This is a genomic window from Wolbachia endosymbiont of Phyllotreta cruciferae (assembly GCF_918697765.1).
Taxonomy (GTDB): domain Bacteria; phylum Pseudomonadota; class Alphaproteobacteria; order Rickettsiales; family Anaplasmataceae; genus Wolbachia; species Wolbachia pipientis.
On record NZ_OU953855.1, the window covers coordinates 985,752 to 1,008,115 of the forward strand.

General features: G+C 36.1%; 12 protein-coding genes and 6 pseudogenes. 6 read left to right on the forward strand and 12 right to left on the reverse strand.

Features of this window, described 5'->3' with window-relative positions:
• Positions 1 to 61: 61 nt before the first annotated feature.
• Both NL281_RS04625 and lepB read left to right on the forward strand, forming a co-directional pair.
• A pseudogene (locus NL281_RS04625) lies at positions 62 to 1,291 on the forward strand (IS4 family transposase).
• Between the two features lie 659 nt (positions 1,292 to 1,950).
• Entirely contained in the window at positions 1,951 to 2,697 is a 747-nt protein-coding gene (gene lepB, locus NL281_RS04630; RefSeq protein WP_077188309.1) for a signal peptidase I, read from the forward strand.
• 7 nt (positions 2,698 to 2,704) lie between these two features.
• On the opposite strand, the gene NL281_RS08995 is transcribed toward lepB, so the two are convergent.
• The 4 genes from NL281_RS08995 to iscU are packed head-to-tail and all read right to left on the reverse strand — an operon-like array spanning position 2,705 to position 5,910.
• Positions 2,705 to 4,678 carry an Hsp70 family protein gene (locus tag NL281_RS08995; RefSeq protein ID WP_253303009.1) on the reverse strand — a complete coding sequence of 658 codons (1,974 nt, stop codon included), beginning with the start codon at positions 4,676 to 4,678 and terminating at the stop codon, positions 2,705 to 2,707.
• Positions 4,656 to 5,108 carry an iron-sulfur cluster co-chaperone HscB C-terminal domain-containing protein gene (locus NL281_RS04640; protein WP_370274063.1) on the reverse strand — a complete coding sequence of 151 codons (453 nt, stop codon included), beginning with the start codon at positions 5,106 to 5,108 and terminating at the stop codon, positions 4,656 to 4,658. The genes NL281_RS08995 and NL281_RS04640 overlap by 23 nt, the downstream gene beginning before the upstream one ends.
• On the reverse strand, positions 5,101 to 5,514 hold the full coding sequence (locus NL281_RS04645; protein WP_038199190.1) for a HesB/IscA family protein: 414 nt from the start codon (positions 5,512 to 5,514) through the stop codon (positions 5,101 to 5,103). The genes NL281_RS04640 and NL281_RS04645 overlap by 8 nt, the downstream gene beginning before the upstream one ends.
• 12 nt (positions 5,515 to 5,526) lie before the next feature.
• Positions 5,527 to 5,910, reverse strand: a complete 384-nt coding sequence (gene iscU, locus NL281_RS04650; RefSeq protein WP_253303011.1) for a Fe-S cluster assembly scaffold IscU — start codon at positions 5,908 to 5,910, stop codon at positions 5,527 to 5,529.
• A 187-nt stretch (positions 5,911 to 6,097) separates the two neighbouring features.
• Here iscU and ftsY point away from each other — a divergent pair, with 187 nt between their 5' ends.
• Positions 6,098 to 7,009, forward strand: a complete 912-nt coding sequence (gene ftsY, locus NL281_RS04655; RefSeq protein WP_253303012.1) for a signal recognition particle-docking protein FtsY — start codon at positions 6,098 to 6,100, stop codon at positions 7,007 to 7,009.
• Here ftsY and radA read toward each other — a convergent pair.
• On the reverse strand, positions 6,996 to 8,339 hold the full coding sequence (radA, locus tag NL281_RS04660; protein ID WP_253303013.1) for a DNA repair protein RadA: 1,344 nt from the start codon (positions 8,337 to 8,339) through the stop codon (positions 6,996 to 6,998). The genes ftsY and radA overlap by 14 nt on opposite strands.
• Before the next feature lie 179 nt (positions 8,340 to 8,518).
• Between radA and NL281_RS04665 the strand changes: the two genes are divergently transcribed.
• Both NL281_RS04665 and NL281_RS04670 read left to right on the forward strand, forming a co-directional pair.
• Positions 8,519 to 8,677, forward strand: coding sequence for a hypothetical protein (locus NL281_RS04665; protein WP_209472578.1), 159 nt, complete (start codon positions 8,519 to 8,521; stop codon positions 8,675 to 8,677).
• Positions 8,662 to 9,618 carry an IS5 family transposase gene (locus NL281_RS04670; protein WP_253303014.1) on the forward strand — a complete coding sequence of 319 codons (957 nt, stop codon included), beginning with the start codon at positions 8,662 to 8,664 and terminating at the stop codon, positions 9,616 to 9,618. Before NL281_RS04665 ends, NL281_RS04670 begins: the two co-directional genes overlap by 16 nt.
• Before the next feature lie 590 nt (positions 9,619 to 10,208).
• Here the strand turns inward: NL281_RS04670 and NL281_RS04675 are convergent.
• Positions 10,209 to 11,031: pseudogene (locus NL281_RS04675) on the reverse strand (IS5 family transposase).
• A gap of 395 nt (positions 11,032 to 11,426) precedes the next feature.
• Positions 11,427 to 12,677, reverse strand: a complete 1,251-nt coding sequence (tyrS, locus tag NL281_RS04680) for a tyrosine--tRNA ligase (protein WP_007548582.1) — start codon at positions 12,675 to 12,677, stop codon at positions 11,427 to 11,429.
• Between the two features lie 230 nt (positions 12,678 to 12,907).
• Here tyrS and NL281_RS04685 point away from each other — a divergent pair.
• Positions 12,908 to 13,111: pseudogene (locus tag NL281_RS04685) on the forward strand (IS5 family transposase); the annotation flags it as partial.
• 35 nt (positions 13,112 to 13,146) lie between these two features.
• Here the strand turns inward: NL281_RS04685 and NL281_RS04690 are convergent.
• The 5 genes and pseudogenes from NL281_RS04690 to putA all read right to left on the reverse strand — a co-directional run bounded on the left by NL281_RS04690 (position 13,147) and on the right by putA (position 22,239).
• On the reverse strand, positions 13,147 to 14,235 hold the full coding sequence (locus NL281_RS04690) for an IS481 family transposase (RefSeq protein ID WP_253303703.1): 1,089 nt from the start codon (positions 14,233 to 14,235) through the stop codon (positions 13,147 to 13,149).
• Between the two features lie 74 nt (positions 14,236 to 14,309).
• Positions 14,310 to 15,337: pseudogene (locus NL281_RS04695) on the reverse strand (IS4 family transposase); the annotation flags it as partial.
• A 106-nt stretch (positions 15,338 to 15,443) separates the two neighbouring features.
• Positions 15,444 to 16,541 (reverse strand): annotated as a pseudogene (gene ltrA / locus NL281_RS09235) (group II intron reverse transcriptase/maturase).
• Positions 16,542 to 17,757: 1,216 nt separating this feature from the next.
• Positions 17,758 to 18,826: pseudogene (locus tag NL281_RS04710) on the reverse strand (transposase); the annotation flags it as partial.
• A gap of 272 nt (positions 18,827 to 19,098) precedes the next feature.
• Positions 19,099 to 22,239 carry a bifunctional proline dehydrogenase/L-glutamate gamma-semialdehyde dehydrogenase PutA gene (gene putA / locus NL281_RS04715; RefSeq protein WP_253303016.1) on the reverse strand — a complete coding sequence of 1,047 codons (3,141 nt, stop codon included), beginning with the start codon at positions 22,237 to 22,239 and terminating at the stop codon, positions 19,099 to 19,101.
• Positions 22,240 to 22,364: the final 125 nt, after the last annotated feature.

The following is a 22,364-nucleotide window of genomic DNA, read 5'->3' on the forward strand; positions in this document are numbered from 1 at the left end:
GCAAGCACGGTTCTGGTGGGGGAGTCATAGCGATAAAACTTAATCAGGAGGATTTAAAACTATGACTTCTACCAAACAAAAAGGAAAAAATTTTATTCTACAAATTAAAAATATAATATACTCGAAAGCTTTTCAGAGAATCCATTGTGTTGAGTTTTACACGAACAAGAAAACTTCCTTTTTCGACAGTATTTTCTATGATTTTAAAGTTAGTTAAAAAAAGTTTGGGAATAGAATGTGAACTTATGGAGCCATTGACATGTACCCTCAAAGCAAGCTTTTTCTAAAGCAAGGTATAAGATTTGCCATACAGGCTTTCAAGAATTTAAGCATCCAAACAGCCTATCAGGATGAACCTGAGTTGGAGAGGCTATAGACTTATTGCAGCAGATGGTTCTGGTATGAGATTACCCAGCTCTGAGGAAATTGTATCCGAGTTTGGCCGCTTTAAACCAAATGGAACAACAGGCACAATGCCACCATTGGCAATTTGTTTGTTGATTTGTGTACTTCGCTGATTTGTAGTGCTCGTCTTGCGGCTTGGAATATAGGTGAACAAACGTTGGCGGAAGAGCAATTACCCGAAGTTATCACTCAAATGCGTTCATTAAATCAAAAGAAATTATTATTTATCTATGATCGTCTTCAGTAAAATTCATTCAGCAGCATTATGATTTGGAAGTAGATTTTATTTTTCGCTTGCAAAAAAGAAATTATAGCAAGCTATGGGAACGCTGGCGAATTAGATTTCGATTTTATATTAGAAAATGAAAAGCTAAAAAATAAAATGAAAGGACAGAAAGTAAGAGTTATAGTGCTGACATTAGCCAACTGAGAAACAGAGGTATTGATTACTTCACTTTTTGACCGAGTAAAATTTATTTTGGAAGATATCAGCAAAGCTTATGTGTTAAGGTGGCATATAGAGGAGTGCTATAAACGACTCAAAATAGGTGCAGAATTAGAGAATTTTTCTGGCGTAAATTTAGAGGCTGTATTACAAGAATTTTGGGCAAACTTAGTCATGTGTAATATATTGTCGCTTCATATGTGTGATGCACAAGGGCCTTGGAATCCAGATCAAATTGCTGAGTATCGTTTAAATTTTTCGGTTTTATTTGGTGTAATGAGGCAGAAACTCTATCAGGTACTTATTGCGCCAAAAAACTTTCAAGCCCTTTTTGATAGAGCAAGTATACGCGCTAAAGTTAAAATCCGACCGGGACGATTGTATAGCCGCGATAAGGTAGATAAGCCCAAACGCCATCATGTCTTTAGGAGAGTTTGCTAATGAAAGTTCTTAAGTTGACGCCATTGCGTGAACGGTTACAACCTGGATTCCAGTGGGCTTTGTTGCATCGCTAGCTATGATGGATTAAAGATAAAAAAGATAGGGAATATCAGTAGCTTATTATTCTGGTATTTATAACAAGAACGGTCAGTGAATACCTAAATTTGAGTAAAAGAAATTTCACTACCACTCACTAATCTGGCTAAAATTCAAGAATTTCAATGCTTTAGCTATTTTCAATAGAATTAAATTTATTAATATAAATAACAAATTACTATTCTTAAATTTGATCAGATTGATTGCAAAAAAACAAGATTTTCAATAGGTTGCTTATAATCCTAACTATAGTTAGCCTTTCATAAGTAGCGATGCAACAAAGCCATTCCAGTGTCAGCTACTTTCATAACACCATATTACCTTAACAAAAGCAAATGTTCGTACAGATGTGCATCAGCTACTTTCATCTGCCACCTGCAAATTGCAATGTTCGTACAGTTATGTGTCACGCTACTTGGATGACACCGTTGAAAGAAATGAACCGCCTTTTCAAAATTGTTTTGAATAGAGGAATAACATTCACAAGTAAAATTTCATATTACCATTTTTTAATTTATGTATTATAATAAGCTTAATCTATAAGAAAAACAAAGTTGGAAAAGTTGGAAGAACTAAGCAAAAACTGGGTGATAAGAACGGGAAGATTTTTATCTTCATTGTTTTTTTTACTGTTGATTGCGCTATCAATACGTAGTTTTTTATTCGAGCCATTTCATATACCTTCTGGTTCAATGAAAAGCACCCTACTTGAAGGGGATTACATTTTTACTAGTAAATATTCATACGGTTACAGTAAACACTCCTTTCCATTTTCTCCAAACATTTTTAGCGGCAGGATTTTTTATACCCCTCCAAAGCGTGGCGACATAGTAGTTTTCAAACCCACAAGAAATGACAGCATCAGGTTTGTTAAGCGAGTAATAGGAACACCAGGTGACAAAGTGCAAATGATAGAGGGAGAATTATACCTAAATGATCAGAAAGTAGAGCGAAGGCAAATTGAAAGTTTTTTTGATTATGAGTCGAATCGTAACATACCAAGATATATAGAAACGCTTTTAAGTGGCAAGGAGCATGAGATTTTGGTAGATAACATTTCTAATAAGCTATCATATAACACTCCGGTTTATTATGTACCTAACGATCAATTTTTTGTTATGGGAGACAATAGAAATAATTCTTTGGATAGCAGGTTTCCTGAAGTTGGTTTTGTACCAATGGAAAATATCATTGGGCGTGTAAGCATAGTTGGTTTATCATTTAAATTAGGAAAGGTCGATTGGTTACCATTTAACTTCAGACTACCTGTCGCTCTGAGATTAAATAGAGTATTGCACAAGGTTGTGTAAGCTTTTTCTACCTATTTGTTAATTCACACAACTCTAAAGAAGAATTTTCTAACTCGGCGATAGCGTTGTTAATTTCATTCAAGTCATTGCCTTGTAAAGCGTTTTTTGCGTTTTGTAATAGGTTTTTCAACTTTTGATCAGTGGAAAGGTTATTATTGTTTTCAACCAAGTGTATGAGTTTATTTCCATTAATTTTAGCGCCTGCAAGGGAACGAGCCTTCATATCTTCATCAAAGCTGTTTATTGACTGGTTAACCATATTTTGAACATCAGCTTCACTCAAGCCAAAACTTGAATTTACTTCAACTGTCTGCTCGATTCTGGTGGTTTTTTCTCTTGCAGTAACAGTCAAGATTCCGTCAACGTTAACTGTGAATTCTATTTCAACTCTTGCAGAACCTGCAGGTAGTGGCGGTATACCTTTTAGTTCAAACTGCGCTAGAGATTTGTTATCCTCTATCATTTCACGTTCTCCCTGACAAACATGAATTTTCATTGCTGTTTGTCCATCGACATAAGTTGTAAACTCTTTTATTTCTGAAACTGGTAGTGGCGTATTTCTTGGTATGATTTTTTCAACTATGCCTCCCATAGTTTCTATGCCAAGTGATAAAGGTAGAACATCCAGGAGAATATTCCTATCTTTTGAGCTCGAAATTAAATCATGAGCCTGCAGAGCTGCCCCAATGGCAACTGCTTTATCTGGATCCACGTCATTTAGTACTTTATTTCCAAAGAGTTTGACTAGTGAATTTTGAACCAATGGTGTTCTAGTTGCACCACCAACTAAAATTACTCCTTTTATATCATCAATTTTAAGATCTATATCGCTTATAGTACAAGTGACTATATTGATAGTCTTATTGACCAAAGAACTGATTGCCTGCTCGAATTCTTCTCTAGTAATTTCGCATTCAAATAATTCGCCGTTAATGTTGAATTTAAAAGTGCCTACAGTATTTTTGCTCAGATATTCCTTCACAGTACGCATATTGTAGATTCCAGCGTCACGCGCTTCAGCATACGAACGTTGCAATTTGCAGGTAGTTTGCGCAGCAGGTGGTGTCATTCCAGTGCTTGACACTGGAATCCAGTTCTTACTATACAATTGCCTGGTGTGCTCATTTGCAATTAAATTTTCTGGATCCCAGTGTCTGGGCACTGGGATGACATCTTTCTTAATGGAAATCATACTTACATCACAACGTTCGTACAGTTGCGCGTCAAGCGCTGGAATGATATTTGATACTTTCTCTCTATACTTATCAATCACAATTGAACTCAGCAAATGATCAAAATCATCACCGCCGAGGTTGGTGTCACCACCAACCGCAAGGACTTGAAACACTCCTTGGTGCAATTTCAATATCGAAATATCGAACGTTCCGCCACCAAGGTCATACACTGCATATATTCCACTGCTATTGTTCTTTTCAATGGAGTAAGAAAGCGCTGCAGCGGTTGGCTCGTTAACGAGGCGAAGAACTTCTATGCCAGCTAATTTTGCCGCATATTTAGTTGCGTTACGTGCTGAATCGTCAAAGTAAGCTGGCACAGTAATCACTGCTTTTTTTACTTCCAGTCCCTTAGACTTTTTTACCCTCTCACATAAAGCTTTTAATATCTCAGCAGAAATCTCAATAGGAGTAAGATACTTTTCCTCTGCGCATTTTATTCTAATAACTTTTTCGCTTTCATGATCTATTTCAAAATTGAGGCCTTCTTTATTTAATTCTTCAACACTTTTACCCATTAAACGCTTTATTGAGTAGATTGCATTTTGACCGACATCGTAGCCAGTTTTCAATGTATTATTTTCATATGAAAGAGCAGAAGGCAGTAGCTCTCTTCCCTGCTTATCTTTAAATATCTCCACATTGCCAGCTTTATTTACCATGGCAATTAAAGAATTGGTAGTACCAAGATCTATACCAAAAACTACTTCATTTGAATTTGGTTCAGAAATTTGAATTGGTTGCATTTTTTTTCACCTCCTCAAATGACTTATATAAATATTTCAATCTTAAGACTTGTGTAGCAGCTCCATCAAAATTCTTTACAGCAAAAGTGTTAATTAGGTTTTTAATGCAACCTTTTATTTTTTCATCAATCATCCTGCTTGCAAATTGTAGATCGTTGCAGTCTAGTAAGTACTCTCTTATTTCTATTGATTCATTTAATATTTCAGAATTCGGATGATCCTTTGCCACACCAAAAAGATTCAACAAATGCTCAGCACGTTTTAGCGGTGACTTTAGTATCTGATAAGCTCTGTTAATATTTTCCATGTTTTGGGACTGTCTTTCATTTATATCAGTCCTGCTTAGCTCGATATATTTTTTCTCTAACTCATCAAAGCTGATATTGAAAGCTGGTTCAATTTCAAACAATGCAAAATAGTTGCTAGACATGAAAACTCTCTCCACAACCACATTTTCCTTTCTCATTAGGATTTTTGAAAACAAAACCCGATGAAAATTTTTCTTCTACATAATCCATTTCAGAGCCAAGAATAAACATGACGGATTTTGGGTCGATCAACACTTTAACTTTTTGGCCATCACTACAGTTTTCTTCAATTACCGACTCTAAAGGACGAGTATCATATGCATATTCAATATCATATTTTAAACCAGAACATCCTTTTTGCTTAATTAGCACTCTTATTCCTATTGCTTCTTCCGGTTTCTCAAGGTTAGTATGCTTCTTTTGGTCCAATAAATACCTTATCCTTTCTACTGCTTCCGCAGTTATAGTGATAAGTTTTTTATTCTTTTTTACAGTTTCACCTCCGCCTACTTCTTGATATTCACCCATGTTCGTAGCTTCTTAATTCTTTTGTTTACTTTGATAGTTATGAATAGCAGCCTTTATAGCATCTTCAGCAAGTACCGAACAGTGTATCTTCACTGGAGGTAAAGACAACTCTTCCACTATTTGAGTATTCTTTATCTGTGTAACGTCACTGATGGTTCTTCCCTTTATCATCTCTGTTAACAAGGAACTTGAAGCAATGGCAGAACCACAACCAAAAGTTTTAAATTTTGCATCTTCAATAACACCTTTGTCATTGACCTTTATCTGCAATTTCATTACATCACCGCACGATGGTGCACCAACTAAACCAGTACCAACATTTGGATCATTTTTATCCAGAGAGCCAACATTCCTTGGATTTTCATAATGATCTAAAATTTTCTCATTATAACTCATAAAATTACCTATAAACTGCTATTTTACATTATAACATATTTAGGTTAAAAACTAAAGTAAAATACACTCAAAAAGAGTAATTTTTGCAAAGTAAAATATGTGGTTTGTGAGTGCATTTTACTTTACAAATTCACGTAGTGCATGTCATTCTCTGTATTAAGTTTATAATTTAAAAAGGAGTATTCCCTTGAGTTTGTTTAGTAACCTTTATAAAGGCTTGTTAAAAACTTCTTCTCGCTTTAGCGACGGGGTGAAAAGTATTTTTTCTGGCAAAAAAAAATTAGATCAGTCGCTTTTAGATGAGCTAGAAGAATTGCTAATTAGCATGGATATTGGTCATAAAACTTCTAAGTTGATTATCGATAGGCTCACAAGCATCAAGTTTGACAAGGAAGTTGAGTATAATATTATCACGCAGCAATTAGTGAATGAAATAGAAGCTATATTAAATCCAGTCGTGCAGCCGTTAGTTTTGGATAAAAAACCCCACATAATAATGGTATGCGGAGTAAACGGTAATGGTAAAACCACAACTATAGGTAAGCTCGCATATAAATATAAGGAGATGGGAAAGTCCGTTATGCTTGTTGCATGCGATACATTTAGAGCTGCTGCTAGTGAACAATTAAACATTTGGGCAGAACGCTCTGGTTGTTCTATCGTTACTGGAGAGTACGGTAGCGATTCTGCGAGTGTGGCATATAGAGCTGTAAGTCAAGCTATGAAAGATAGCGTTGATGTTGTTCTAATTGACACAGCAGGAAGGCTGCAAAATAATGTGAACCTTATGGAGGAATTATCAAAAATATATAGAACGATAAAGAAATTGGATGACACTGCCCCTCATGACGTTATCTTAGTTCTTGATGCAACTACCGGCCAAAATGCTTATAGCCAATTAGAGGCATTTAGTAAGATGGTCAATGTTACCGGGCTAATCGTAACAAAGCTAGATGGCACCGCTAAGGGCGGAGTAGTAATTGGACTTGCAGAAGCTTATAAGGTAAAGTTACATGCTATAGGAATTGGCGAAAATATAGAGGACTTAAGGGAGTTTACTAGTAAAGAATTTGCTGAAGCATTATTTAATTGTAATTAAAGACTTCTCTTAATTCCCTTACATGACCAAGCTTAATTATCTCAATATCATGAGAAGAATAATTGCCATTTTTAGGCATAATTGCTTTTTTGAATCCTAACTTTTGTGCTTCTTTTAGTCTGAGATCAGCATGCGAGACATTCCTAATTTCTCCTGAAAGTGCAACTTCACCGCAGATTATTGAAGAAGTTGGCAGCGGTAAATTTACTACACTTGAAATAAGGGAAGCAGCAACAGCAAGATCAGCCGATGGTTCCTGTATTTTGAGTCCCCCTGCAATGTTTAGGTATACCTCTTTATCATGCAAAAACATTTTGCAACGAGCATTTAGCACCGCGATGATCATAGCCAATCGATTAATATCCCACCCAACTACTGCCCTTCTTGGGGTTGCCATATTAGTCCCTGCTATTAATGCTTGCACTTCCATTAAAATTGGTCTTGAACCTTCAATTCCTGCAAATACGGCGCTGCCAACTACTTCTCTGTCATGGGCCATCAGAAACAATGATGATGGGTTATCAACAGGCACAAGTCCTGCTTCAGACATCTCAAAAACACCAATTTCATTTGCAGGGCCAAATCTATTTTTAATAGTGCGTAAAATGCGGTATTGATTGCTATTTTCACCTTCAAAATATAATACCGTATCCACCATATGCTCCAAAGTTTTAGGTCCAGCTATTTGTCCATCCTTAGTTATATGACCAACTATTAAGAGAGAAATACCATATTGTTTCGCAAGAATGGTTAATTCATGAGCGCAAGTGCGGACCTGAGTTACAGTTCCTGGTGCTGATGTAATTCTGCTATCATACATTGTTTGTATAGAGTCAATTACTAAGAATTTAATACTTTTATTTTCCTTTATTGTTGCTACCACATCAGTTAAAGACACTGTAGACAAAAGCTTGATTTTAGGTTCATCTATCTTAAGACGCTTTGCTCTGAGGCTCACTTGCTCTAAAGATTCCTCGCCAGATACATAAAGACATTCAAAAGAGGAAAGTTGCACAACATTAGCTGCAATTCTAAGCAAAAGGGTGGATTTCCCAATTCCAGGTTCGCCACCAATTAAAATGCTAGCACCTTGAACGATACCCCCACCAAAAACTCTATCTAATTCTTCTATTCCTGTTAAAAAACGACTTGGAGTGATAATTTCGCTACCCGATAACGTCTTTATTAAAATTGGCGCAGATATACTTCTTTTGCCCGTTTTTACTGCTATTTCTTCAACAACTGTATCCCAATTGTCACATGCAATACACTTCCCTACCCACCTGCCAGTGCTATGACCACAGAATTGACATACATATACAGTTTTCATCAAAGCTAAAATTATTTTGTTGTAATTGTAATAAAAATTAGCCAAATAGGCGAGTAAATGTTGAGTTCCACAAGCGTTGTGGTGCGAAGATAATTGTCATAAGTTGTACCATTTAAATTCATGCACAATAATTGCACCCTCAAGGATCAAAGTAGCCCCTTCTCCTGTCATTCCAGCGCGTGACGCTGGAATCCCAAAAAAAGGATGATGTCATCCCAGTGCGTGACACTGGGATGGCTTTGTTGCATCGCTCAAGTGAAAAGAACTGGCAGTTACTGACAAAATTCATTATAAATAGCCATTTAACTGTTGAAGAAAAAATATGCCACAAAAAATGAGAGTCAGTAACTGCCATGAATATAACAAATTTCTCCAAGAAAGAGGAAGCATTTTTTGTTATATCAATGACGCCATAGAAAATTGGTACGAGAATTGTCCAAAAATGCAGGGCGGCAACTATATTTATAGTGATAAAGTTGTGATTTTGGTGCATATAATCGTCAGTTTCTTTAGAATTGGTTTAAGACAAACAGTCGGGTTTATAAAAGGGTATTTGCAACAAATAGGAAGAGATTTGGCAGTTATCAGCTATTCACAAGCATCAAGAAGGTTTAAGAAACTTAATATTAAGATAAATGATTGCAGAATTGATAAAAATAATATGGAAGATATCGAAATTGCTATAGACAGTACAGGAATTAGTATATACAACAACACTCCTGGTCACAGCAAGGAAAATAGCACTGACAGAAAATATCGTGGCTATGAGCAAACGAGAAAATTGCACGTAATGTTGAATATAAACAACAAAAAAGCCATAGCTGTAAAATACAGTAACGGTGTCTACTCTGATCACTATGGAGCTTGTGATTTGCTAAAAGAAGTTGATTTTCAGCATGCCATAAAAGCACTATATGCAGATAGAGCATGTGATAGGCACAAGTTTTATAAGTTGTGTAACAAATATGATATAAAGACAAAAATTCCACCAATAAACAATGCGGCAGAACATCCAGAAATAGATTATATGTCTGACAGGAATGCTGCTATTAGGTTAATAAAATTATACGGTGAAGATGGCATGAAAGAATGGAAAAAAGAAGTAAATTATGGGAAAAGATCTTATATTGAAGGGTTTTTCTCAAGATTAAAGCAAATATTCGGATTTAGTTTTAGGAATAAATCTGAGATAAATCGAGAAAAAGAACTGCTAATCAAATGCTATTTGCTTAATAAATTCACTGATATTGGTATGGCTAAATTTGAGATAGTTACATGAATTTACCATAAATCACCATCTCATAAAGTGTGATGCAACAAAGCCCACTGGGATCCAGGAATTTTATTAAGTTGGTAAGCATAAAAGTAGCCGTTTTATGTTAAAATACAACGTTTTGATGATTATAAAAAGGCTGGATCCCAGTGTCTGGGCACTGAGATGACACCGTTATAAAGTAAATCAGCGTCACGCGCTGCCCAGTTCATGTTAGCTATAAATGTTTAAGAAATTTACCAAACGAAAAAAAAGACAAAAAATCCCCGAGTTAGCTAGTCTTTTACTATCTCTGTCAAGTATTGGCATTTTTTGATGTCTTGTAACGCTTTATAAGCGCGTTCAGCTTATTTAGATAAAAATCTAGATGTAGATGAAGTTTTGTAAAGACATACAGCATCTATGTACTGCAAAAAATTAAACATAAGACGCCGATACATTAAGTAATCCTTACCTTTTAATCTGCAGATTGGCGAAAGCAAATACAATAGCTTCAGTTTTATGATAAGGGGGCTGGCGAAGGGTGTCAAGCAAGTTTTTTGTTTCTATTCCCAATGTTATATGGTTATGTAAGAGGTTGTCCACAAACCAGTAAATCAAGCATATTCCCTACTTAACATAACTTTACTCATAGCCAGATATATGAAACTTTCAGTAGATGTTGTAAGTAAATCGTACTCCTTTGATAGCCTTCTATTTCTATTGATCCAAGCAAAAGTCCTCTCTACCACCCACCTTCTCGGCTGTACTGAAAATCCAGGATCCCGTTGTGGCAATAGTTCTAGTGGTGTATCTTTATGCACCCAAAACCTACATGGAGGCCTTTTGACAATTTCAATATCTATCCCATATTCTCTCTTTACGTAATCCTTTAAATCTTTTCCTTGGTATCCCATATCAGCCCACATTTTCTTAATATTGCTGTATTTTTCCTTCATATTGTCCAATGCCATCTTCACCCCATCTCTGTCATTTTCGCTTGCAGCTCCTACATAGCAACCAAGCACAAATCCTTGAGTATCTGTGATTATATGTCTTTTTCTCCCCTTTACCTTTTTCGCACCATCATAACCTTTGACCCCCCTTTTTCCGTGGTTTTTACCGATTGACTGTCCACTATGCATGCGCTCGGCTTCCCATTTTTGACCTACTATATTTAGTGATATCATAGTTCATTTTCTCAAAAATTCCCTGCTTTTTCCATCTTCTAAACTGTTCATGCACAGCCTTCCACGGCGGAAAATCGTGTGGTAAATAGCGCCATTGACATCCTGTGCGCAGTATATAAAGAATTGCATCTACTATCTCACACTTACTGTATTTTGGTGGCCTTCCTCCTTTCTTGTACGATACTCTGAAGTGTTTTTCTATTCTTGCCCATTCCCTTTTACTTAAATCTGTTGGATATTTTTTCCTCATCTCTTACCTCAATATTCTTTCTTTATATACTACGTATTCCTTGGTTTGTGGACAACCTCTTACCAACTTAATAAAATTCCTGGATCCCAGTGTCAAGCACTGGGATGACAAGAAGAGGGTACTTGGATAAGAGGCATTGCCCTCCTGGTAGGCCCAAATTGCAATGTCCGTACAGTTATGGATTCATTCGCGGTATAGATTCCGCTAATGAGTAGCGGAATGACGAATTTGTTGTTTTTCAAATTGTAGGTAAACCTAAGCCACTTTAGCTATATATAATAGAATTTCGCTTTCTACTATCTTTCCAGTTGTTTTATACATAATTCTCGAATTTTGAAAATTTGCTCCATATCTAATTTCTCACTTGTATAAAATTTGTTTTCTTACTTCGAGACCTAATCTACCACAACTTTTATATGGCGTTTCTTTCCTGCAGATAATTTTATAAATGGCTGATCTTTAAAGCTTTCGAAATTTATTACATGATCAATATTGTTTACAACATTATCATTAATCTTGCATCCGTTGCCCTGTATTAAACGCTTTGCAGCGCCTTTTGAAGGTTCAAAACCGGTGTCATGTAGTAGGTCTACTAAGGATATGCCGCTTGCAACTTGTTCTTTTTTTATGATGTAATCAGGAAGTAGTGAGCTATCTTCATTCTCAAAAGCAGAAATTGCAGCAAATTGTGCAAGTTCCGCTTCTTTGTCACCATGACATATTTTTGTCACTTCTGTTGCCAAGACCTTTTTTGCTTCATTTATTTCTTGATCCTTTAAAGACTCTAATTTTCTAATCTCATCAATTGGCACATCAGTGAGCAATCTTAAAAAACGTCCAACATCTTGATCATCAACGTTGCGAAAATATTGCCAGTAGTCGTAAGGCTTTAGCATATTATCATCAAGCCACACTGCTCCACTTTCAGTTTTGCCCATTTTTTTTCCTTGTGCATTTAATAAAAGAGGCATGGTAAGGCCAAATAGCTCAGGTAAATTCAACTTTTTTCCAAGTTCAATTCCGTTTACTATATTTCCCCACTGGTCTGACCCTCCAATCTGCAGACGACAATCATATTTTTTGTTTAATTCAATAAAGTCGTAAGCTTGCAATAGCATGTAATTAAATTCCAGAAAGCTTAAGGTTTGCTCTCTATCCAGCCTGGTTTTCACACTATCAAAACTTAGCATACGATTTACAGAAAAATAAGCTCCTATATCACGCAAAAAATCTATGTATTTTATGTTATCCAACCAATCTGCGTTATTTACTATCATTGCACCAGTCTTGCTGTCATTAAAAGACACCATTTTCTCTAATATTCTCCTTATACTGGATGTATTTTGATTGATGTTCTCTACAGGCAAGATGCTTCTTGCTTTATCTTTGAAGGATGGGTCACCAATTTTTGTTGTGCCACCTCCAAGTAAGACTATCGGCTTATAACCAAATTTTTGTAGGTGACAGAGCATCATAATCTGAATTAGGTGACCAGCATGAAGACTTGGTGCTGTGCAATCAAACCCAATGTATGCAACTATATAATTGCTCTGCAATAATAATTGATCTAGTCCTTCAATGTTTGTGCATTGGTATAGGTACCCTCTTTCTTGGATGAAATTTAAAAATTCAGATGCGTGTTTCATTTTATAAACCCCAGTCTATCCTGTCATTAATGCCGAAGGTAACCCTAATAGAGAAGCCAGTGCCCAGACACTGGAACTTAATTATAAACAAGCACACTATACAACGTTTTCGATGAAATTGCATGAAAAACTGGATTCCAGTGGGCTTTGTTGCATCGTTCAAGTGAAAAGAACTGGCAGTTACTGACAAAATTCATTATAAATAGCCATTTAACTGTTGAAGAAAAAATATGCCACAAAAAATGAGAGTCAGTAACTGCCATGAATATAACAAATTTCTCCAAGAAAGAGGAAGCATTTTTTGTTATATCAATGACGCCATAGAAAATTGGTACGAGAATTGTCCAAAAATGCAGGGCGGCAACTATATTTATAGTGATAAAGTTGTGATTTTGGTGCATATAATCGTCAGTTTCTTTAGAATTGGTTTAAGACTGTAAAAGACAAGACTTAATCTGACAGACAAGAATTAACTGACAGAAGAATTGAGGTAGTCAAAACTAATATCAGTCTCTTGTGTAATGCTACTAATATTTTTCTGAAAAGCAACATGTTTGCTATCAAGAAAAGTCTGCATAGGCGTCTTACCATAGCAATATTTACCTGAATGCGGTCTTGTTTCATTGTAAGAACGCAACCAATAATCAACATCAATCTGTAGACCTTCCAAAGAATTGTAGATTTTCTTTCTGAAGATAATATTGTAACACTCATCTTGCATAGTTCTATGAAACCTTTCACATATGCCATTAGTCTGTGGAGAATTGGCTTTGGTCCTAGAATGATCGATATTTTCGATTCCCAAATAAAGCTGATAAGCGTGATTTTCAGGCTTACCACAATACTCTGTTCCTCGGTCTGTAAGGATACGCAATAATGGCACATTTTGCTCATCAAAAAATGGTATCACTCTATCATTCAGCAAGTCAGCAGCAGTAATAGCCGTTTTGTCTGTATAAAGCTTGGCAAATGCTACTCGAGAATAAGTATCAATGAAGGTCTGCTGGTAGATTCTTCCTATACCTTTTATATTACCTACATAATAGGTATCTTGAGAACCCAAATAACCTGAATGTTCGGTGTCAATTTCACCATGTGCTTCTCTTTGTTCTTTAACTTTTTCTAAAGCTGCAAGTTGCTCTTCGGTTAATATAATTCCATCTTGAGCTACTTTTGCTTCCAGTGCTTTAAGTCTTTTCTTGAAAGTTTCAAGATCATTTCTCAGCCATATAGATCTCACTCCTCCCTGAGAAATTATTATACCTCTTTTTCTCAGTTCATTTGCAGCTCTTTCTTGCCCATATGCTGGAAATTCTGTTGCTATACCAATCGCTGCTCTTTCTATATCGTCGGAAACTCTATTCGCTAATAGAGGTTTTTTCTTACTTATCTCATGTAATGCTTCTTCTCCTCCATTTTCGTACAACTCTTTGAATCGATAAAATGTATCTCTTGAGTATCCCATCACTTTGCATGCTTGAGATACATTTCCTAGTTGTTTTGCTAGTTCTAATAACCCTAGCTTTGGTTTTAGTATTTTTGTTTGTATTGTACTCATTTCTAACACTCCTTTCTTTTATTATTTTATAACTTACTTTTTTAAAGTGTCAGATCAAGTCTTGTTTAATACAGATACTCAGCAATTTGATCTGGATTCCAAGGCCCTTGTGCATCACACATATGAAGCGACAATATATTACACATGACTAAGTTTGCCCAAAATTCTTGTAATACAGCCTCTAAATTTACGCCAGAAAAATTCTCTAACTCTGCACCTATTTTGAGTCGTTTATAGCACTCCTCTATATGCCACCTTAATACATAAGCTTTGCTGATATCTTCCAAAGTAAATTTTTCTCGATCAAAAAGTGAAGTAACCAATACCTCTGTTTCTCCGTTGGCTAATGTCAGCACTATTACTCTTACTTTTTGGCTTTTCGTTTTATTTTCTAGCACAAAATCAAAATCTAATTCACCAGATGAAATTCGTTCCCATAGCTTGCTATAATTTCTTTTTTGCAAGCGAAAAATAAAGTCTACTTTCAATTCATAATGCTGCTGAATGAATTTTAATGAAGACGGTCGTAGATAAATAATAATCTATCTTGATTTAATGAACGCATTTGAGTAACGACTTCAGGTAATTGTTCTTCTGCTAACGTTTGCTCACCCACATTCCAAGCCGCAAGGCGAGCACTGCAAATCAGCGAAGTACATAAATCAACAAACAAATTGCCAATGGTGGCATTGTGCCTGTTGTTCCATTTGGTTTAAAGCGGCCAAACTCGGATACAATTTCTTCAGAGCTCGGTAATCTCATACCAGAACCATCTGCTGCAATAAGCCTATAGCCTCTCCAACTCAGGCTCATCTTGATAGGCTGTTTGGATGCTTAAATTCTTTAAAACCTGTATGACAAATCTTATATCTTGCTTTAGAAAAAGCTTGCTTTGAGGGTACATGTCAATGGCTCCATAAGTTCACATTCTATTCCCAAACTTTTTTTAACTAACTTTAAAATCATAGAAAATACTGCCGAAAAAGGAAGTTTTCTTGTTCGTGTAAAACTCAACACAATGGATTCTCTGAAAAGCTTTCGAGTATATTATATTTTTAATTTGTAGAATAAAATTTTTTCCTTTTTGTTTGGTAGAAGTCATAGTTTTAAATCCTCCTGATTAAGTTTTATCGCTATGACTCCCCCACCAGAACCGTGCTTGCAGCTTTCCCGCACACGGCTCCACAATGTAGTATTCACAGCATTTCCTATTTTGTATATAATGAGTAGCATATTCTTGGTTTTGGTAATGGATTAACTTGTAGATAGTGTATAAATTGCTTTGAATTCATACTCTTCTTCTGACTACGTCGGTTTATCCATTTATACGCTAGCTTGATTACCCGCCAGAAGAATTTATTCAACCACCGGTAATTTCCGCTAACTCCGAAGTAGTTATAGTGTCCTGTTAGTTTTGCTTTAAGTATTGACCACCAATCTTTAAGGTGAACTTTATTTCGGATCTTTTTCACCCATTCTTTGATTTCTTTAAGTTTTCTAGATAGATTTTCTTTCGAGGTTTTATGACCTACCATTACTCTACCTTTACGACTCCTTGTACCATAATGGGTGAATCCTAGAAAGTTGAAACTTTCCGTTTTTCGTTTCTCCCTTATTCCTTGTTGCCACTCCTTTTTGCCAAACTTTACTATTCTTGTTTTGTCTTCAGATATTTCCAGTCCAAATTTTCCTAGCCTTTGTTTCAGTGACTCTAAGAGTTCTCTAGCATCTTTTTCTCTTTCGCAGCAAATCAGGTGATCGTCTGCATACCTAACTAGCTCCATATAACCTTTAGATCTTAGCTTGAATTTCTTTTCAAACCACAAATCCAGCACATAATGCAACTATATATTAGCTAGTATAGGACTTACTATTCCCCCCTGAGGTGTGCCTAGTTCAGTTGCTTCATAATGTCCTGCTTCGACTACTCCTGCCTTAAGAAATCGTTTTACTAACCACAGTATGTTTGGGTCTGTTATCCGTTCTCTCAAGCATCTCATTAGCCATTTGTGCTGGACATTATCAAAGAATTTCTTGATATCAACTTCTACTACATAGTTAGTTGGTCTGTACATAACTGCTTTATTTAGTGCATTTACCGCTTGATGACAGCTTCTACCAGGACGAAAACCATATGAGTTATCCAGAAAGTTAGCTTCATAAATATTTTCTAATATCTTCTTCAGCATTATCTGGACTAACTTATCTTCTGTAGACGGTACTCCAAGCCCGCGTTTCTCTTTGCTTCCAGCTTTTGGTATATATACTCTTTTCACTGGTTGCGGTTGATATCGCTTTCTTTTCATACTATCCACCAGAGTGTTGAGCTTCTCTTCAAGATTTTCTCCATAAGCTTCTACTGTCACCTGGTCTATACCGCATGCTTTGTTATGCTTTAGCTCTTTATAACATTCAGCAAGATTCTCTGCGTTTATCAGATGAATTAACGATTAAATTTCAATCGTTTATCTTGCCTGGCTCTTACTGCTATCTGATTTAGTTTTCTTTGCACGTTATTCCAACCTCCGTTGTATTGGCATAGCAATTCCTAAACCAGTCACTATATTGCTGACCGCTTCCCCTTGTATGTGGCTTTCCCACACTCTGAGTACTATCAATCAGTCCGACTTCCTTTATATCTTCCGTCAGTACTCGCCTTTGTTGACTTGTTCCAACGTACCTTAATAGGAATACAAAGGATCTCCCAAGTTTACGTAAACTCCATCTCAACACGTGATACGGCCTCAGATCCCGATAGAGTGAGTGATAACTTGCCCTATTGTTACCCTTCTTGCTGTCTTCCACTATATGCAACGTGTCGACCTCTATGACATCGAGAATTTCGGGACTCAATACCTTCACTTTCGTTGTACCCTGTGTTGTCCATTCCACTAGCTTTACTACGCTCGTTACCTTACGCAGCATAGTGGTTTGTTCCAGCCTGCTGGCTAGGCTTTGCCTGGGTTGGATTTTCACCAACTGGACTTTACGCACTTTGCTTGGCGCACGCATGTTTCACCTAAAAAGGACACATTTTAGACTTCTTTGTTGAAATAAAACAGAAACAAAAGTGCTGTTTATTGCACTCTTTGGATAATTTAATGATAAAAAATTTAGAGAGAAATTTTATACACTATCGCTGATATTTTTCCTTAAGTTGACGCCATTGCCTGAACGGACAATGACGTCAACTTAAGAACTTTCATTAGCAAACTCTCCTAAAGACATGATGGCGTTTAGGCTTATCTACTTTATTGCGGCTGTCCCGGTCGGATTTTAACTCTTACTATTACCCACAAATATAAATGTTTGTTGCATAGCTCTTAATGGCATAACTTTTGCTTGAAATAACTGTTTATATGGTGCAATTTACAGCTTTTAGTTGCTAAAATTATAACTCTTAGTTTAATAATTTTAATCTAATAAGCTTTCAGGTTAATAAAATTAAATTATTTGAGTAAATACAATACTATGTTTTTATTTGTGGGTAATAGTAAGATTTTAACTTTAGCGCGTATACTTAAAAAGGGCTTGAAAGTTTTTTGGCGCAATAAGTACCTGATAGAGTTTCTGCCTCATTACACCAAATAAAACTGAAAAATTTAAACGATACTCAGTAATTTGATCTGGGTTCCAAGGCCCTTGTGCATCACACATATGAAGCGATAATATATTGCACATGACCAAGTTTGCCCAAAATTCTTGTAATACAGCCTCTCCAGAAAAATTCTCTAACTCTGCTCCTACTTTGAGTCGTTTATAGCACTCCTCTATGTGTCACCTTAACACATAAGCTTTGCTCCAAAGTCTCGGTCAAAAACTCTGTTTCTCAGTTGGCTAATGTCAGCACTATAACTCTTACTTTCTGTCCTTTCATTTTATTTTTTAGCTTTTCATTTTCTAATATAAAATCAAAATCTAATTCGCCAGCGTTCCCATAGCTTACTATAATTTCTTTTTTGCAAGCGAAAAATAAAATCTACTTCCAAATCATAATGCTGCTGAATGAATTTTACTGAAGACGATCATAGATAAATAATAATTTCTCTTGATTTAATAAACGCATTTGAGTGATAACTTCGGGTAATTGCTCTTCCGCCAACGTTTGTTCACCTATATTCCAAGCCGCAAGACGAGCACTACAAATCAGCGAAGTACACAAATCAACAAACAAATTGCCAATGGTGGCATTGTGCCTGTTGTTCCATTTGGTTTAAAGCGGCCAAACTCGGATACAATTTCCTCAGAGCTGGGTAATCTCATACCAGAACCATCTGCTGCAATAAGTCTATAGCCTCTCCAACTCAGGTTCATCCTGATAGGCTGTTTGGATGCTTAAATTCTTGAAAGCCTGTATGGCAAATCTTATACCTTGCTTTAGAAAAAGCTTGCTTTGAGGGTACATGTCAATGGCTCCATAAGTTCACATTCTATTCCCAAACTTTTTTTAACTAACTTTAAAATCATAGAAAATACTGTCGAAAAAGGAAGTTTTCTTGTTCGTGTAAAACTCAACACAATGGATTTTCTGAAAAGTTTTCGAGTATATTGCATTTTTAATTTGTAAGATAAGATCTTTTCCTTTTTGCATGCCTCACCTAAAAAAGACACATTTTAAACTTTTTTGTTGCAATAAAATAGAAACAAAAGTGCTGTCCCTTGCACTCTTTGGATAATTTAATGATAAAAAATTTAGAGAGAAATTTTATACACTATCGCTGATATTTTTCCTTAAGTTGACGCCATTGCCTGAACGGATACGATTTATTTCAGTGCATGAGCTGGTCCTTTTCGGATTTTAGCGCTGTGTACATAACTGCACGAACGTCTAGTTTAGGGGTAAGAAAAATTAGGGCCCGCAAATTAATCCAAACACATAAGTGTAGTGTTACCACCAAATGCTGTAGTGTTAACACTTACAACTTTTTCTGTAGAAAAACGCTGTAAATAATGAGGACCACCAGCTTTTGGCCCAGTGCCAGATAGTCCTCTACCACCAAATGGTTGTATCCCAACTGCTGCACCTATCTGGTTACGGTTGATGTAGACATTTCCAACTGATATTTTTTTACTTATAGTATCAATTTGACTTTGTATACGACTCTGCAAAGAAAACGTGAGTCCATATCCAGTACTATTTATATCACTTATAACTTCATTTAATTGTGACTTGTTAAAACGTATGATATGTAAAATAGGACCAAATACTTCTTGCTTTAATTGCGAAATTTTTTGTATTTCATAAATATATGGAGGAAAGAAATAACCATTATGAGAATTTGTATCCATGGGTACTTTAAATAACAGATTTGAATCTTCGTCCTCTGACATTTTTTGCGTATGTTGAGTTAGCATATCGATAGATGCTTTGTCAATTATTGGACCAATATCAGTACTAAGTTGTATTGGGTCACCAATCTTGAGTTCTTGCGCTGCACCGCATATCATTTTTATCTGCTTCTCTGCTATGTCCTCTTGAATAAACAGCACTCTAAGTGCAGAACAGCGTTGACCACTGCTACGAAACGCAGAAAGCAAAGCATCCATAGCCACTTGCTCTAAAAGAGCAGAGCTATCAACTATCATAGCATTGAGCCCTCCTGTTTCAGCAATAAGTGGCACAATAGGACCATCCCTATTTGCAAGCATTTTATTGATTATTTGAGCAGTTTGTGTTGAGCCAGTAAAAGCTACTCCGGCAATTCTATTGTCTGGAACTAATATTTTGCCTAAATATCCACCATCCCCAGGAATGAGGTGTAACACATTCTTTGGTATCCCAGCTTCATGTAGTATCTTAACAGCTTCGTAGGCAATAATCGGCGTTTGCTCTGCCGGTTTTGCCAGCACTGCATTACCTGCTGCAAGTGCAGCTGAGACCTGCCCAATGAAGATAGCGAGCGGAAAATTCCACGGTGATATGCATAAGAAAACTCCTCTGCCTTCAAAAAAGATGAAGTTATCTTCACCTGTTGGGCCCGGCAATTTTTTCCAGTCGCTCAGTTCATTTTTTGCTATCATTGCATAATAACGCAGAAAGTCGATTGCCTCTCTTACTTCTGCTATTGCATCGGATAAAATTTTTCCTGCTTCCACAATCAGAATGTAAATTAACTCTTTCATCCTTTCCTCAAGCAAATCTGCAGCTTTTTCAAGGCATTTAGCGCGCTCTTCTGCTGAAACATTCTGCCACTTAGCAAAAGCACTGTGTGCTATTTCAAGAGCGTTTAAAGCTTGATCGCTTGTTGCACTTGACACTTCTCCAATTACATTTTCCAAATGTGCAGGATTCACTACTTCGATAAATTCAGCATTATCAAATAGTGCTTTTCCATCAATTATTGGTCCAATTTGCCACTTTTTTTCACTAAAACCCTTTATATCATCTGCAAATTGTGAGACTATCACAGAATCACTAATATCCATCCCCAAGGAATTTTTTCTTTCTGGTCCCAAAATATCTTGTGGTAATGGAATGCCTGGATGAGGTTCATAATTAAAATTTATAGCTTTTTCCAGTGGATCTGAAATTAACTCATCGATTTTAACGTTAGGATCACTTATTTGATTAACAAACGAACTATTAGCTCCATTTTCAAGAAGGCGTCTTATAAGATAAGGCAACAAGTCACTATGTTCCCCAACGGGTGCGTAGACACGACAGCTAACATTTGTTGCAAGCTCTGACATTGCATAATCATATAAGTCTTTTGCCATTCCATGTAAGCGTTGAAATTCAAATCCAGGGTGGTTTTTATCAGCAAGTTCCATGATAGAAGCAAAAGTATAGACGTTATGAGTTCCAAAGCATGGGTAAAAGCTGTTTGGTTTACTCAAAAGTTTCTGTGCGCACACGAGGTAAGATACGTCAGTATAGCTTTTTCTTGTAAATACTGAGTAATCATTTAATCCCAATTCTTGCGTACGCTTGATTTCTGAATCCCAATATGCACCTTTTACAAGCCTCACCATAATTTTGTGCTTTGATCGGATAGCAACATCTTCAACAAAGTCAAGAACAGATAAAGCGCGCTTTTGATATGCTTGCACAGCCAAGCCAAGCCCTTCCCACTCAGAAAGTGATTCATCAAGCCGTAATTGTTCAAACAAGATTAAGGACATTTCAAGCCTTTCTGTTTCTTCTGCATCTATGCATAATGAAATGTTGTATTTTTTTGCTTCATGACAAAGCTCTAGCAGTTTAGCTCTCAACTCTTCAGCTATATTATCGAATTGACCAAATTCATAACGTGGATGTAACGCAGACAATTTGATTGAAACTCCATGCGATTTAAAACAATCATTTATTTCAGTGGATTCACCTATAGCTTTTATTGAGTGCATGTATGAATTAAAATACTCTTCTGCATCTTCAGCTGTGTGAGCAGTTTCGCCAAGCATATCAAAAGAGTATAAAAACTTACTATTGTCATCTAGTTTTGCATACCTTAAAGCTTCTTCTATGGTTTCTCCAACAACAAAATGATTACCAAGCATAGACATTGCTTGTTTTACTGCTTTGCGAATGATCGGTTCTCCTAAATTCTTAAGTAACTTAGAAATTGCGTAATAGAACTTCGAATCGCCTTCATTATCTCTCAATATACTGCTACCTATCATCAAGCTCCATGTGGAAGCATTGACAAACAACGAAGAAGAGTGCCCTAAATATTTATTCCATTCCTGATTGGCAATTTTATCTTTGATTATTTCGTCTATTGTATAATCATCTGGTATTCTAAGTAGCGATTCAGCAAGGCACATCAATGCTATTCCTTCATCATTGGAAAGCGAGTATTGCTGCATAAAGGAATCTACAATACTTAATTTATTGTGTTTGATTTTTTCAATAACTTGTTTTGCAATATTATAAATTCTATTTTTTGAATCAGCCGAAAGCTCTGCTTTTTCTACAAGATAACGTATATAACTCTTTTCATCAGTACGATAAAATCCTTGTAAACGTTTTCTGAGTTCATTAGGTTCTTGTATAGAGCTTATCATATATAATTATCTCCAAAAAATACTCCGACACCATATGTATGGTGAAATTATATCATAACTTTGCGCAGAGCAAATTGCTATTTACAAAGGGATCAGGGCTGGCTAAAAGAAGTCCATGCAATAAC

Excerpts from the sequence above, each read along its gene's own strand:
- radA (WP_253303013.1), bottom strand. The coding sequence starts at position 8,339 with ATGAAAACTGTATATGTATGTCAATTCTGTGGTCATAGCACTGGCAGG.
- iscU (WP_253303011.1), bottom strand. The coding sequence starts at position 5,910 with ATGAGTTATAATGAGAAAATTTTAGATCATTATGAAAATCCAAGGAAT.
- tyrS (WP_007548582.1), bottom strand. The coding sequence starts at position 12,677 with ATGAAACACGCATCTGAATTTTTAAATTTCATCCAAGAAAGAGGGTAC.
- NL281_RS04690 (WP_253303703.1), bottom strand. The coding sequence starts at position 14,235 with ATGAGTACAATACAAACAAAAATACTAAAACCAAAGCTAGGGTTATTA.
- NL281_RS08995 (WP_253303009.1), bottom strand. The coding sequence starts at position 4,678 with ATGCAACCAATTCAAATTTCTGAACCAAATTCAAATGAAGTAGTTTTT.
- NL281_RS04670 (WP_253303014.1), top strand. The coding sequence starts at position 8,662 with ATGCCACAAAAAATGAGAGTCAGTAACTGCCATGAATATAACAAATTT.
- NL281_RS04640 (WP_370274063.1), bottom strand. The coding sequence starts at position 5,108 with ATGTCTAGCAACTATTTTGCATTGTTTGAAATTGAACCAGCTTTCAAT.
- NL281_RS04645 (WP_038199190.1), bottom strand. The coding sequence starts at position 5,514 with ATGGGTGAATATCAAGAAGTAGGCGGAGGTGAAACTGTAAAAAAGAAT.
- putA (WP_253303016.1), bottom strand. The coding sequence starts at position 22,239 with ATGATAAGCTCTATACAAGAACCTAATGAACTCAGAAAACGTTTACAA.